Source organism: Bathymodiolus platifrons methanotrophic gill symbiont, from assembly GCF_002189065.1.
Taxonomy (GTDB): Bacteria; Pseudomonadota; Gammaproteobacteria; order Methylococcales; family Methylomonadaceae; genus Methyloprofundus.
In genome coordinates, this window is sequence record NZ_BDMN01000294.1 from 1 (window position 1) to 13747 (window position 13747).

The window sequence follows — 13747 nt, forward strand, 5'->3', positions numbered from 1 at the left end:
ATTCCTAAGGCATGCATTGCTGGAATCGGATTGTGATCTTCTTGCCAGTGTCATTAATGGAGTTGATGCCTCACAAGTCGAGGAATTACGTAAGCGTTATGATCATCAGCCTGATAGTGCGTTTCCTGTTTATGTCGTGCCAAGTGAGCCTTCATTAAATATGCTCAGTGTGGGCAATATTTCCAGGCAGTTAGATGCCAGGATTTTATCCGGAGATTCGCAAACATTTAATAGACCGGTAAAACATTATAAAATTGCAGCGATGCAGGTGCCTGACTTTTTAGAGCATCTGGAAGAGGGTGATTTAATTATTACGCCGAGCGACCGTGCTGATATTATTCTCGCCTGTTTGATGTCCTATCCTTCTAGTAATTATCCTCAAATTGCTGGATTATTACTGACAGGAAAGCAAAATACTGCGACTCAAGTTGAATCTTTAATCGCAGGCTTAGGTGATACGCCATTTACTGTGTTATCAGTAGATCATGATACTTTTACGACAGCGATGTTGATTAAAGAAGTCAGGTCGAGAATATACTCACAGGACGAGCGAAAAATAGCGACAGCTCTGGGTTTAATGGAAAGTAGCTTGAATTTTGATGAATTAAGGCAGCGACTCGCTAATAACCATTCTGAACGGGTAACGCCGTTAATGTTTGAATATGAACAAATTCAACGAGCAAAAGCCAATATTCAGCATATTGTCTTACCTGAGGGAGACGAAGAGCGAATTTTACGAGCAGCTGAAATTTTATTATTGAGAAATATTGTAAAAATCACACTTTTAGGTGATATCGAAATAATTCAGCAAAAAATAAATAGTTTAGGCTTACATTTAGACGATATTATCATTATAGACCCACTTAAATCTGAGTTACGTGAGTTATATGCTGAAGCGTATTTTAATCTACGTAAAGAGAAAGGTGTCACTTATGATATGGCTTATGATATTATGTCCGATGTTAGTTATTTTGGAACCATGATGGTGCATCTGGGTCATGCCGATGGCATGGTCTCAGGTGCAGTACATACTACGCAGCATACGATTAGGCCCGCTTTTCAGATTATTAAAACCAGGCTTGGAGTGGCTATCGTATCGAGTGTGTTTTTTATGTGTCTGGAAGATCGAGTGCTTGTCTATGGCGACTGCGCAGTAAACCCAAACCCAAATGCACAGGAATTAGCTGATATTGCCGTCAGTGCAGCACAAACTGCAATGATGTATAATATATCACCTCGTGTCGCGATGCTTTCTTATTCCACCGGAGAATCGGGTAAAGGGGAGGCGGTAAACAAAGTACGTCAGGCGGTTGCTATTGCCAGGCAGGCACATCCTGAATTAAAAATAGAAGGTCCTATGCAATATGATGCTGCAGTTGATGCAGGCGTTGCCAGGACAAAATTACCTGATAGTGAAGTAGCAGGGCACGCTAATGTGTTTATTTTTCCTGACCTTAATACCGGGAATAATACCTATAAAGCTGTGCAACGTTCCTCTGGAGCAATAGCAATAGGCCCAATTTTGCAAGGCTTGAATAAGCCTGTAAATGATTTAAGTCGTGGTTGTACTGTAACCGATATTGTTAATACAGTCGTTATGACAGCCATACAATCTCAATTTCAAAACTAAAATATAGGATATAAGCAATATGTTCAAATTATTACTTGATACGGCTGATGTAAAAAAGATCGCTGAAATTAATGAATATTTACCTGTAGCAGGTGTGACAACAAACCCATCAATTATGGCTGGTTCTGGTAAAGGGGTGAATTATGTTTTACCTGGTATTGTAGAAGTATTGGGTGATGACACTCTACTTTTTGTACAAGCATTGAGTACTACTGTTGATGGTATCGTTGAAGAAGCAAAGCAACTTGCTGCTATGCCTTATAAAAATCTCACAGTTAAAATTCCTACCACACCGGTTGGTCTGGCTGCTATGAAGAAGTTACGACCTACTAACATTCGTACTTTAGCGACAGCTATTTATACTGTACAACAAGGCTTTCTAGCGGCATTAAATGGCGCTGATTATATGTCACCTTATCTAAACCGTATCGATACACTTAATAATGATGGTGTTGGTGTTTGTGTGGAGATTCAAAATCTTTTGAATCAGCATGAATTATCAACCATTCTTACACCTGCTAGCTTTAAAAACACACAGCAAGTCATGGATGTTTTAGCGACTGGTTGTGGAGCGATCACATTACCTGTTGATGTTATTGAGCAAATGGTTAATTTCCCAGCGGTACAGCCTGCGGTAGATCAATTTAATGTTGACTGGTCAGCTGCTTTTGGCGATAAATTATCATATAACAGCTAAAACTGGTTTAGTAAAAGTACTATTGTATTCGCTGTTAGCCATGGATGGCCAACGCGAACAATAGGATAGTATGCGATAGATATTGCACAAAACCATATTCTCTTACGGTTAATTAATACCGAAAGTGCCGAGTTAATTTAACATGCGTTACCAGTTTGCCCTTTTCAGCAGCTTGCTCCGAACAAAAACCCTCTTGCTAAATCAGCACAAAACGTCACTGCGCGAAGTAGAAATGAATTTATGAAAGCAGATAAAAAAATATCGATTAAAGTAAAATCAAAAACAGAAAGACGTATCATGGAAGATCCTGAGCTCAACATGATTACCGAGTGGAATATTAAACGAATAATCTACGCACTTATCGTTTTAATTCTCCTGGTTATTCTTCCAGCCTATTATTTCAGTTATCTGGATGATAGTGACACCGTAATAAAAGAAACACCTACCCCTATAGTCAATGAGTCTATTATTAAGAAGTCAGGCTCAATCAAAGCAACTCCTGCAAAGAAAGCTTCTGTTATCAAGACTACTCCCAAACAAACGCCGGTAGCTGTTGCTAAAAAAGAAGCGACTCCTGAAAAAATAGATGTCGTTAAGATTTCTGCTAAACCTTCCACAAAGACAGATAAAGAAATAACAGCTGAAATTGTTGTTACAAAGAATGAGCATCAACTAGTTCCTGCTAGCCCTGAAAATTTAAATCCTCATATTACCCGCGCTATGCTTGCACAAGGAGTTAATAAGCTTGAACCCTATGGTGAGGTCGAATTACCTATACTTGTTGATAGCAGTAAGGCTCAGAGAGCTACTTATTTTACTGAAGTAAATAATATGCAAGGAAGTATCGTTTTTCATGAGTGGTTAAAAGAAGGTAAAGCTATTTATAAACGAAAAATTATCATTCGCGGTAATAGATGGCGAATTCCTACCAGTAAACTATTTACTTCCCGATCTATAGGTCAGTGGCAAGTTAGACTTATTACCCAGCAGGGCGATATATTGCATAAAATTGATTTTTCAGTTGAAAAAAGATAAATATAATAGTATTTTTTATTTATTTTGTTATAGTTATTTAGAAAATTTTTTTCTGGTGAATATAATCACTAATACTAGTAAATTTAAAGGTTAAATAATATGACTGATTTAAATGATCTCTCCGTAAATGAACTGCAGGCAATGATAGAAAATGCCGAGTCTGCAATAAAGGATAAACAAGCGGGTCAACGTAAAGAAGTGATTGCTCAGATTAAAGAATTAGCGGCTTCAATAGGTGTAACAGTTGAAATTCATGAGGGCGCTAAAAAGCCAAAACGTAAGGGAGCAAAAGTGGCGGCTAAATACCGTAATCCAGATGATGCTGAATTAACCTGGACTGGTCGTGGAATGACACCGAAATGGATGCGTGCACTTACTGAGGCAGGGCGCGATAAATCAGAGTTTTTGATTTAGTTTGAATTAGTCTGAAATTTGAAAAAGCGACCTTTAGAGTCGCTTTTTTTATGTTTATTTTTTAATTAGCACTATTATGTGGTTACAAAAAGAATTCAATTATCTGCAAAACCCAGAGGCTTTCATATAGTAACAAATGAGGTTTTATCGGCTATTCCAGGCATAAAACTTATTGAATATGGCCTATTTAATTTATTTATTAAGCACACCTCAGCTTCATTAACAATTAATGAAAATGCTGATGCCACTGTCAGAGCAGATTTTGAAAGTCATTTTATACTTTTGTCCCGGAGAGAGCGCCTTATTATCAACACGACTACGAAGGTGATGATGATATGCCTGCTCATTTAAAGAGTGGTATTTTAGGAGCTAATATTAATATACCTATCACTCAGGGAAAATTGAACCTGGGTATCTGGCAGGCATTTATCTATGTGAACATCGTAATCATGGCGGTAGTCGTTCCGTGGTAGCTACCCTATCTGGTCAGAGTTATGAGTAGAGCAATTAAGTTAGTTTTCGAGGAATATGGTGAGCCGACTGCACCAGTCTTAGTCATATTACATGGTTTTTTTGCCTCTTCACGAAACTGGCGTCAAATTTCCAGGAAACTAGTTGAGTATTATCATATCTATACTTTAGATATGCGCAATCATGGCGAGTCAGCGCATAATGCGATTATGGATTATCCATCCATGTCCGCAGATGTTGAGTTGTTTCTTGATAGTCAGAAATTAGCCAAGGCAAATATATTAGGCCATAGCATGGGTGGTAAAACAGCTATGTGGTTAGCTTTATCACGACCTGAACGTATTAATAAACTGATAATAGCAGATATAGCCCCGTTTAGTTATCGACATAGTTTTGAGAATCTTATTCAGGCATTAAAGGAACTGCCTTTAGAGCAATTAACTAATCGTAAGCAAGCCGATGTTTTATTATCTAGTGCTATACCCGAATCAAGTTTTAGACAATTTTTATTACAAAACCTGGTATTAAATGAGGGGAAATATAGCTGGCGAATTGATTTAGATGTTTTTTCCAATACAGCAGACAATATTATTGCTTTTCCTGATACCGAGGCTATGCCGGCTTATTCTGATAAGGTTTTATTTCTGGCGGGCGAGTTATCTGATTATACTGATCAGGAAAGTATCGATAACTTATTTCCTAGGGCAGAGATTCAGACAATTGCAGGGGCAGGGCACTGGTTACATGCGCAACAGCCTGATGCATTTTGTGCAGCTGTTAATGCATTTTTAAGTGATTAGCGGGCTTAGGATACTGATTTACTAATATCGGAAAGTCCACAAAATCTAACAGTGTAACTGAGAGCTAAGGGGAATCAGGAAAACTAAAGGTGATATTCTTTGACAGAAATCACCTAAGGCAATTAGAAAAAAATAACCCACCCAAAAAGTAAGACATATTTGGAAGTTTATTGTATTCTATTGGATATATTATTCATTAGCCAAAAAGAGACCTTGTTAACCTTATAAGAAAAACATATTGCCACAATAAAAAATGCCTCAATAAAGTTTACTGGCCTCAATAGACGAGCTTTTCAAGCGCAAGTAACGATTGATTATTTGAAATCTAATCCTCGTTTGGCTGAAAGGGTTTTCGGTTGGGAGCGAAACACCGCAACGCTAGGGTTACATTAATTGCGCACAGGAATAACCTGTATTGATAACTTTAAAGCCAGTGGAAATAAAAAGATTGAAGAAAAATGCAATAATTGGACGCGGATATCTGTTGTCTAGCAGAACCAGCAAGTCGAACAGGTCCTACGTTTCAGACCCTATTCAAATATACTCGTCTTACTGCCAAGGCCACGCATAAAGTATTGAGAACTGAGCAAGGTTGGACAGATAATGATTTACCTTGCGTAAGAGCAATAAGCAATATATTAAACAGATTGGGTTATCGCCTACGTCGAGTTCAAAAATCAAAATCCATCAAGAAGATAGAAAAGACTGACGATATATTTGACAACCTTACCGAGGCTAATCGAGAATAGGATAAACGAGAGGATTCACTACGGATATCTATCGATATAAAAGCCAAAGTAGATTTGTGTGATTCATCTCACGGAGGCACGTCTATAAATTCTTCCTGCTTCAATAAAAAGTACGCTTTGGAGGGCGGAAAAGGAAAATTCCCCCGGTCCTTTCTATTGATTTATTTAGTCTAATTAAAAAAATAAATATTTCTGTATTTGAGAGTATCACGGTGACAGGAATTGATCGGTCTACTCAATCTGTCCATATTCAAGGAGAAAAGGGCGCTGAAGCTCTGATTTATGATCGATTGGTTATTGCAACTGGATCGGCAGCTTTTATACCACCACCTTTTTATCCCTTCAGGGATAATTTCTATGTATTTAATAGTCTGCATGATTTAATCGAGTTACGTCACTTACAGAAAAGAATCCTGGATGAAAAAAAACGAGCTACTGAATGGGCCATTATTGGAGGAGGGCTCATTGGTTGTGAACTTTCTTCTGATCTAGCTGTTTCAGGTGATAAAGTGAGTTTGTTTCATGCTGAAAATAGACTAATGGAACGACAATTAGTGGCTGAAGACTCATTGAAGTTATTAGCTGTTATGCACAGTCATTCGATAGACGTTAAATTCCAGCAAGCTATCCAGGCTATCGAAAAAATAGATGGTCGTACAAGTATTCTTACAGAAGAAGGTCATTCTGTTTATGATGCAGTGATTGTTTCATGTGGTTTTAAACCCAGAACAGAGCTAGCTGGAAATATAGGTCTAGAAACGCAGCGCGGTATATTGGTAAACCGGTATTTGCAAACCAGTGATAAAAACATATTTTCTCTGGGGGATGTTGCCGAGTTACCGGATAATAAATTGTATGCTTATATCTTGCCAATTCGCAGTCAGGCTAATTGGTTAGCCACTTATCTATGTGGTCAGGAGACAGCTGGCTGGCAAGTTCCTGATTTTAGTGCGGTAGCTAAGGTGCATGGCTTTGAAGCTGATCACCCGTATGTATTTTAGCGATTGATTAAATAATGACCGTCTGGGCCTTACAATTTGTACTCGGTTTATTGGTTGCCAATATGGGGGAGTGGTTTATTCACCGTTATTGTCTACATGGGCTGGGCCAGCGAAAAGACAGCTTCTGGGCTTATCATTTATATGAACATCATGCCGTTGTTCTGCGCAATAATATGCTTGATACAGGTTATCAGAAATGGCCAATACACTGGAATAGCCAGGCCAAAGAATTGCTGGTTTTAGTTTGTATTTTACTCTTGAATCTACCTTTTTTCTGGTGGCTTAATGGCTATGCCTGTGCGATCTATTTTTCAGTTGTTATTTACTATTTGTTGCACCGCCAGGCTCATTGTAATCAAGGTTGGGCAAAAACTTATCTACCCTGGCATTACCATCACCATATGACTAATGATGAAGCGGACTGGTGTATAAGCCATCCGTTGTTTGATTATCTGATGAAAACACGCAGTAAATAATGTAAGCATTAAACCGCACAAAATAAGATCTGAAGCTTTGTGTAGCCCGTATGGAGCTTGCGGAATACGGGGAAGTGAGTTCGCTACTTTTTCTGTATTCCGCAAGATCCCTATAGGCTACATTAGAACCTGGACTTTCAGAAATTATTAAATTTCACCAGCTAGTTTCTCTGCATAGCCTATATAACTACGCGGTGTTAATTTAATAAGCTCCTGTTTAGCTTCATCAGGAATATCCAGCTTTTCAATAAATGCCTGCATATCAACTGCTGTAATGCGCTGCCCACGGGTTAACTCTTTTAACTTTTCATAAGGTTTTTCTATACCATAACGACGCATCACAGTTTGTACCGGTTCTGCCAGTACTTCCCAGTTAGCATCCAGGTCGGCTTCAATCACAGCGGTATTAATTTCTAATTTAGAAATACCTTTTAATGTAGACTGAATAGCAATGCTGGTATGAGCAATACCAACGCCAATATTACGCAGTACTGTAGAGTCAGTTAAATCACGCTGCCAGCGTGAAACAGGTAGTTTTTCTGCGAGATGATGAAATAATGCATTTGCCAGACCAATATTACCTTCTGAATTTTCAAAATCAATCGGGTTAACTTTATGTGGCATCGTGGAAGAGCCAATTTCACCGGCTATGGTTTTTTGTTTAAAGAAGCCTTGAGAAATATAGCCCCAGATATCACGATCAAAATCTAATAAGATGGTATTAAAGCGTGATAGTGCCTGAAAAAATTCAGCTATATAATCATGTGGCTCAATTTGAATGGTATAGGCATTCCAGAAAAGTCCCAGTGACTGAACAAAGTTTTTTGAGAAATCCTGCCAATCAATTTCAGGGTAGGCAACAGCATGAGCATTATAGTTACCTACAGCGCCATTGATTTTACCTAAAATTTCTACCGCTTCGAACTGGTCTTTTTGACGCAACATACGTGCAACAACATTGGCAAATTCTTTTCCTGCTGTCGTAGGGCTGGCTGATTGACCATGGGTACGTGAAAGCATCGGTTGGTCCATATTGTCATGGGCTAACTCCCTAAGAGCTTCAATACAATCAGTTATCTGTGGCAGAATTGCAGCGCGCCCTTCTTTTAGCATCAATGCATAAGAAAGATTATTAATATCTTCAGAAGTACAGGCAAAGTGAATAAATTCACTTACTGCATTTAATTCAGCATTATCAGCAATTTTTTCTTTTAGAAAATATTCTACTGCTTTAACATCATGATTTGTGGTGCTTTCAATATCTTTAACCCGTTGCGCATCAGCCTCAGAAAAATTACTGATAATACTATCAAGAGCTTGATTGGCGGATACACTGAAAGGAGGCACTTCGGAAATTTGATCGTGCTGGGCTAAAGCTTGTAGCCAGCGCACTTCAACCTGCACGCGAAAACGAATTAGCCCATATTCGCTGAAGATAGGACGTAAGGCTTCGACCTTACTAGCGTAGCGGCCATCAATTGGAGAAATGGCAGTAAGAGAGAAATTAGTCATAATTTTATATAGGCGTATTGGAAGCTAAAGTAATGTGCGTTATTTTAGCAAAAGATAAGTATAGTCGCTGTAAAAAACTGATAGATTATAAACCTAGAGAAAGTCAGGTTAATACAGTCATGACCTGGAATACACAGCAATTAAAGGCATGGGACGCAGGTCTTTAGCCTGCATAGTATAGATATGAATAAAATAAATCACTTCATTTACCAGTGCAACACGGAGCTAGACAGACCTACGGATAATGTTAAGGAGATAAGTGTGTCAAAATCTCTGTTACTTCAGGAAACATCCGGCTTAAGTCATAGATGATTGCAATAACAAAAGAGTAAGACAATACTTTACCTGTCCAGCGTAGCCAAACGGGTAATGGCCTTTTGGTTTTTGCTTGCGGTGTATTTTGTTTTGCTGGCTGCCATGAACTACCCAGAGCAGAAAGCATTTGTTGTCTGATTTCCTCTGCATAACTTTGTCCTTCAAGATGATCGCCAACCTCTAATTGCTGGCTATTCTGAGTGATAAGCTTTAGACAATACCAGACTCTAGTTGTATTCCCTGAAGTTGAAGAAGCATTTTGTTCAGCAATGATTTTTACAATATCATCTGCCTTTATCGTCTGTTCAAGTAAATAGCCAAAGATGCGTTGTTGTTTGTGTATGTATGCCCTCTAGACTCACTTCGACTGTGAGACTATTGGCAAGCATAAAAACACCCAGTAAAAACAGTGCCAGGGCAATGAAGCCAATATAGGCTACCATTAAGCCTGCGGTTACAGGAAGAAAGTTTAAAAAGTCATGAAAAAAGAAATAACCTAAGACTGCAAGACCAAGGCCAAACAGCATGATAATGATTGCCATCACTTTTTCACGACCATAACCATAGTAAAATTCAGTACCTGCACTTGTTTTATTAATCTGCGGTATTGAGCCAGCTTTAGTTTCTCGGTGTGCTATAGTTGATGATGTTTGTGTTTGAGCGTAGCGATGAGTAACAACTATTTGTTCAGCCGGTTTTTCCATAGGAAGTTCAAAATTACGATCATAATCAATCCCGGGTAGGGGGATGCGAACCTGTAATCGCCATAGATGGTAATCATCACTTTCTTGCTCTGTTGCTGGTAAATTAGCCGGCGGCTTAAATACAAAATTTAAACGTGTTCTTTTTCTGCCATATTTTTCAGGTCTTATGCTTATTTGATCTTGCCAGATAGCCTGTTCGCGCTGGCTGGATTTGCCATCATTGCTGCGATAAATATAGCTGCGGATACAGCTTAAACTTAGTATTGCCCGTTTAGCTTCTTTTGCTGTTTCTGGAAGTGTAATATATCCAGAACAGCGGCCTCCGACCTGCCCGGGTGAAGGATTTAAAATGACTGGAGTTTTGCCAAATTTATACCATGCAAGCGTTTGCTGTATTGCAATAATAATGGTCCATAAGCCAATAAAGGGAAACAGTACAAAAAAGTAAAAAACAGGATTTTCTTCAAACGCTGAAAATCCTGGAAACGGAGCCTAAGCGAAGTGAAGATTTTTAGTCCGTGATAGCGATAGGGCCGGGTGTTTTCTCGAAGCGTCTTTTTGCGTAGAGAAAATACAAGGCATTCCGACATCGCGTCAAGCCATTTGAGGTAACTAAATAAAAACCCCTCTAGGGTTTTTATAAGTGGACGCAGGGCGAATCAGGGCATCGCAGATTTTAATCAGTCCCGTTAAGCTTTTGCCGCGAACTTGGGCTTGGACGCCCAAAATGAGCTTTCGCAAAAGTAGGGACTCCCCGAGGCACGCAGGATATTATGTCCTCCTTTTATAATGGCAAACCAGGTTATGGCATTCCAGATAAAGGCAAATAACCATGTTTGCCAGAATTGCTTTGCAGATTGGGAAAAAATTTTATTGCTACTGAGATGAGGCATCGTTTTTTACTTTTTTGTTAGATATACTTTGTGCGGTTACGGTTACGAAACACTATCGAGTGGTTTTTTGTTGATAACAACGCAGTCAATCGGCAAAAATCGACCGATAAAAATTCGCAAATGTGGTCGCGCGAAGTATAGTAATGTATCCATAATTAAATATAGACTTTTTATAAAGTATTCTGAATTCAGGCCTTATTAAACACTAGATCACATGCAAAATAAACTCGATCGATTAAATTTTGATAACCGGTTTATTAATTTGTTACCAGCTGATAATGAAACAGCTAACCATCGCCGGCAAGTGGAACAAGCCTGTTACTCAGAGGTTTTACCCACTGCAGTTTCAAGTCCTCAATTAGTGGCTTATGCCCATGAAGTTGCAGCGCTTTTTGACTTGTCAGCAGTAGATTGTCAGAGTGAGGACTTTACACAAATATTTTCCGGAAATATGTTAGCAAAGGGTATGCAGCCTTATGCTATGTGCTACGGTGGTCATCAGTTTGGGCATTGGGCTGGGCAATTAGGCGATGGTAGGGCCATTAATTTAGGTGAGGTTCTTAATCAAAAAGGTGAGCGATGGGCAATGCAGCTTAAAGGTGCGGGCCCAACTCCGTATTCACGTACAGCAGATGGCCTGGCTGTATTACGCTCTTCCGTTCGTGAGTTTCTATGCAGTGAAGCGATGTATCATTTAGGTGTCCCGACCACACGTGCGTTAAGTTTGATCACTACAGGTGAACAGGTAATGCGAGATATGTTTTATGATGGTAACCCAGAGTGGGAAAAAGGTGCCGTTGTATGTCGGGTTGCTCCTTCATTTATTCGCTTTGGCAGTTTTGAAATTCATGCCGCCCGAAACAATGTTGCTTTATTGCAAGAACTGGTTGATTACACGATTCGTATTGATTTCTCTCACTTAGGTGAGCCCAGTAAAGAGGTCTATTTAGCCTGGTTTGAGGAAGTCTGTGTAAAAACAGCAGAAATGATTGTGCACTGGCAACGCGTAGGTTTTGTACATGGAGTGATGAATACCGATAATATGTCTATTTTAGGTTTAACGATTGATTATGGACCTTATGGCTGGCTGGAAAATTATGATCCTGACTGGACTCCGAATACTACAGATAAAGAACAGCGACGTTATCGTTTCGGTAATCAGCCGCAGATTGCAGGGTGGATTTAAACCAGTTAGCAAATGCTATTTACCCTTTAATTGAACAAGTCGAACCTTTGCAGCAAGCCTTGCAGCTTTATAGCAAAACCTTCCTTGCTGGCTACCAGAATATGATGTCAGAAAAGTTAGGTTTGCATGTCTATGAGCCTAGCACTGATAAAACTTTGCAGGACGGTTTACTAACAATACTGGTGTTAGTTGAAACTGATATGACGGTTTTTTATCGTAAACTCGCCAATATTTCAACCGAGATTGAGTTAAGCGATGAACAGTTATTAGCCGAATTGCATGAGGCTTATTATCAGCCTGAGCAGTTAACTGATTTAATTAAAGCTCAGATAATAGCCTGGTTACGGCAGTATATCGCTAGAGTACAAGAAGATAAAACCAGTGATGAGAGCAGGAACCAGACCATGAATTCTGTAAACCCAAAGTATGTATTCAGGAATTACTTAGCCCAGTTAGCTATTGATAAAGCAGAGCAGGGTGATCATAGTATGGTGAATGAATTATTAGAAGTATTACGCAACCCTTATAATGAACAGCCTGCATACCAGACCTGGGCAGAAAAACGTCCCGATTGGGCGAGGACTAAGGCGGGTTGTTCAATGCTATCTTGTAGTTCTTAAACTATAAAACCCTATACTGTAGGCTGGGTTAGATTATCCAGCGAAGCACAGATAACGTAACCCAGCAATTGCAAATATTACCGGGGTTTCTTTGTGTTTTGAAAAAAAACTGCCCGGAGCAATGATAACTAATGACAGAAACTTATATGCAGGTTGCCCTGGGGCAATTTTTTGTGCAACGCTTTCCGCTGGAAAAAGATGAAAAATTACGTGCCTGGGATGCAGCAGATGAATACTTATTAAATGATGTTGCGCCCAAATTAAAACTAGTTGAAAATCCGCGTGTATTGATAATTAATGATAGCTTTGGAGCATTAGCAGTAGCTTTACATACTCTTAACCCATGTTCTGTATCCGATTCATTTGTCTCGTTGATGGCTACCACTGAGAATTTGAAGCTTAATCAGTTACCAGTTAATAAAGCACACTTATTCGATAGTATAGAACTACCAACTGGCCAGTTTGATTTTATCCTGATTAAAGTACCAAAAACCCTGGCATATTTAGAAGATATTCTGACTCGTTTGCAAGATACATTAAAACCCGATACCCAGCTAATTGTTGCGGCTATGGTTAAAAATTTACCGCCGTCTGTATGGCAGACAGTCGAACGCTTGATCGGCGCAACCATACCGTCAAGAGCAGTTAAAAAAGCGCGTTTAATTTATGCGCAGCCTGATCAGCAGCGTGATGTTCCGACTAATCCTTACCCAGTTATTTATCAACTGGAAAATACGGATTATCAGATTACTAATCATGCCAATATTTTTTCTCATAAAAACCTGGATATAGGTACGCGTTTTTTTTTGCAACACCTTCCACAGGATAATAATTATCAGCAAGTTGTTGATTTAGGGTGTGGTAATGGTGTTGTCGGGTTAATGTTTGCAGACATAAATCCGCAAGCACAATTGTCTTTTATCGATGAGTCATTTATGGCTGTGGCGTCTGCCCGGCAAAACTTTAACCATGCTTTTGATGGCCGAAGTGCCATATTTAAAGTTGGCGATGCTTTAACAGATTTCGAACCTGATTCAGCTGATTTGATTTTGTGTAACCCGCCTTTTCATCAGCAAACCACCATTGGTAGCCATATTGCTATACGCATGTTCAAACAGGCAAAAAAAGTTTTACGTGCAGGTGGAGAATTATGGGTTATTGGCAATCGCCACCTGGGTTATCAGGCAAGTCTGAAACGATATTTTTCCAAAGTAGAGCTGGTTGCCTCTAATGCTAAATTTATT

The 13747-nt window shown here is 39.2% G+C and carries 13 protein-coding genes and 2 pseudogenes; 12 read left to right on the forward strand and 3 right to left on the reverse strand.

What is annotated here, in order from left to right:
* The 9 genes and pseudogenes from pta to CDZ78_RS15515 all read left to right on the forward strand — a co-directional run.
* The coding region (gene pta, locus CDZ78_RS15475) for a phosphate acetyltransferase (protein WP_140414108.1) at nt 1–1630 on the forward strand (1630 nt) is incomplete at its 5' end.
* A gap of 19 nt (nt 1631–1649) precedes the next feature.
* Nucleotides 1650–2327, forward strand: coding sequence for a transaldolase family protein (locus CDZ78_RS15480; protein WP_087870811.1), 678 nt, complete (start codon nt 1650–1652; stop codon nt 2325–2327).
* 240 nt (nt 2328–2567) lie between these two features.
* Entirely contained in the window at nt 2568–3362 is a 795-nt protein-coding gene (locus CDZ78_RS15485; RefSeq protein WP_087870812.1) for a DUF2914 domain-containing protein, read from the forward strand.
* 99 nt (nt 3363–3461) lie between these two features.
* Complete coding sequence (locus CDZ78_RS15490; RefSeq protein ID WP_087870813.1) at nt 3462–3776, forward strand: H-NS histone family protein; 315 nt, start codon at nt 3462–3464, stop codon at nt 3774–3776.
* A gap of 76 nt (nt 3777–3852) precedes the next feature.
* Nucleotides 3853–4278 (forward strand): annotated as a pseudogene (locus tag CDZ78_RS15495) (secondary thiamine-phosphate synthase enzyme YjbQ).
* Complete coding sequence (locus CDZ78_RS15500) at nt 4271–5047, forward strand: alpha/beta fold hydrolase (RefSeq protein ID WP_087870814.1); 777 nt, start codon at nt 4271–4273, stop codon at nt 5045–5047. Before CDZ78_RS15495 ends, CDZ78_RS15500 begins: the two are co-directional and overlap by 8 nt.
* A gap of 467 nt (nt 5048–5514) precedes the next feature.
* Nucleotides 5515–5796, forward strand: coding sequence for an ISAzo13-like element transposase-related protein (locus tag CDZ78_RS15505; protein WP_087870815.1), 282 nt, complete (start codon nt 5515–5517; stop codon nt 5794–5796).
* Between the two features lie 182 nt (nt 5797–5978).
* Nucleotides 5979–6797: an NAD(P)/FAD-dependent oxidoreductase gene (locus CDZ78_RS15510; RefSeq protein ID WP_280175594.1), complete on the forward strand. Its 819-nt coding sequence runs from the start codon at nt 5979–5981 to the stop codon at nt 6795–6797.
* Nucleotides 6798–6811: 14 nt separating this feature from the next.
* The gene (locus CDZ78_RS15515) at nt 6812–7273 is read left to right on the forward strand and encodes a sterol desaturase family protein (protein WP_087870817.1); all 462 of its coding nucleotides are present in this window, start codon (nt 6812–6814) and stop codon (nt 7271–7273) included.
* Between the two features lie 147 nt (nt 7274–7420).
* On the opposite strand, the gene purB is transcribed toward CDZ78_RS15515, so the two are convergent.
* A complete protein-coding gene (gene purB, locus CDZ78_RS15520) occupies nt 7421–8785 on the reverse strand; it encodes an adenylosuccinate lyase (protein ID WP_087870818.1) in 1365 nt (454 codons plus the stop codon).
* Nucleotides 8786–8817: 32 nt separating this feature from the next.
* On the opposite strand from purB, the gene CDZ78_RS23860 reads away from it, so the two are divergent.
* Nucleotides 8818–8952 (forward strand): hypothetical protein, encoded by a 135-nt coding sequence (locus tag CDZ78_RS23860; RefSeq protein ID WP_280175593.1) that lies wholly within the window; start codon nt 8818–8820, stop codon nt 8950–8952.
* Nucleotides 8953–9032: 80 nt separating this feature from the next.
* Here CDZ78_RS23860 and CDZ78_RS15525 read toward each other — a convergent pair whose 3' ends face one another.
* Together CDZ78_RS15525 and CDZ78_RS15530 are read right to left on the reverse strand one after the other, a co-directional pair.
* The gene (locus CDZ78_RS15525) at nt 9033–9227 is read right to left on the reverse strand and encodes a hypothetical protein (protein ID WP_087870819.1); all 195 of its coding nucleotides are present in this window, start codon (nt 9225–9227) and stop codon (nt 9033–9035) included.
* Nucleotides 9228–9405: 178 nt separating this feature from the next.
* On the reverse strand, nt 9406–9804 hold the full coding sequence (locus CDZ78_RS15530) for a hypothetical protein (protein WP_087870820.1): 399 nt from the start codon (nt 9802–9804) through the stop codon (nt 9406–9408).
* A 1107-nt stretch (nt 9805–10911) separates the two neighbouring features.
* Between CDZ78_RS15530 and CDZ78_RS15540 the strand changes: the two are divergent.
* Together CDZ78_RS15540 and CDZ78_RS15545 are read left to right on the forward strand one after the other, a co-directional pair.
* A pseudogene (locus CDZ78_RS15540) lies at nt 10912–12503 on the forward strand (protein adenylyltransferase SelO).
* A 131-nt stretch (nt 12504–12634) separates the two neighbouring features.
* A partial coding sequence (locus tag CDZ78_RS15545) for a methyltransferase (protein ID WP_087870822.1) occupies nt 12635–13747 on the forward strand: 1113 nt, incomplete at its 3' end.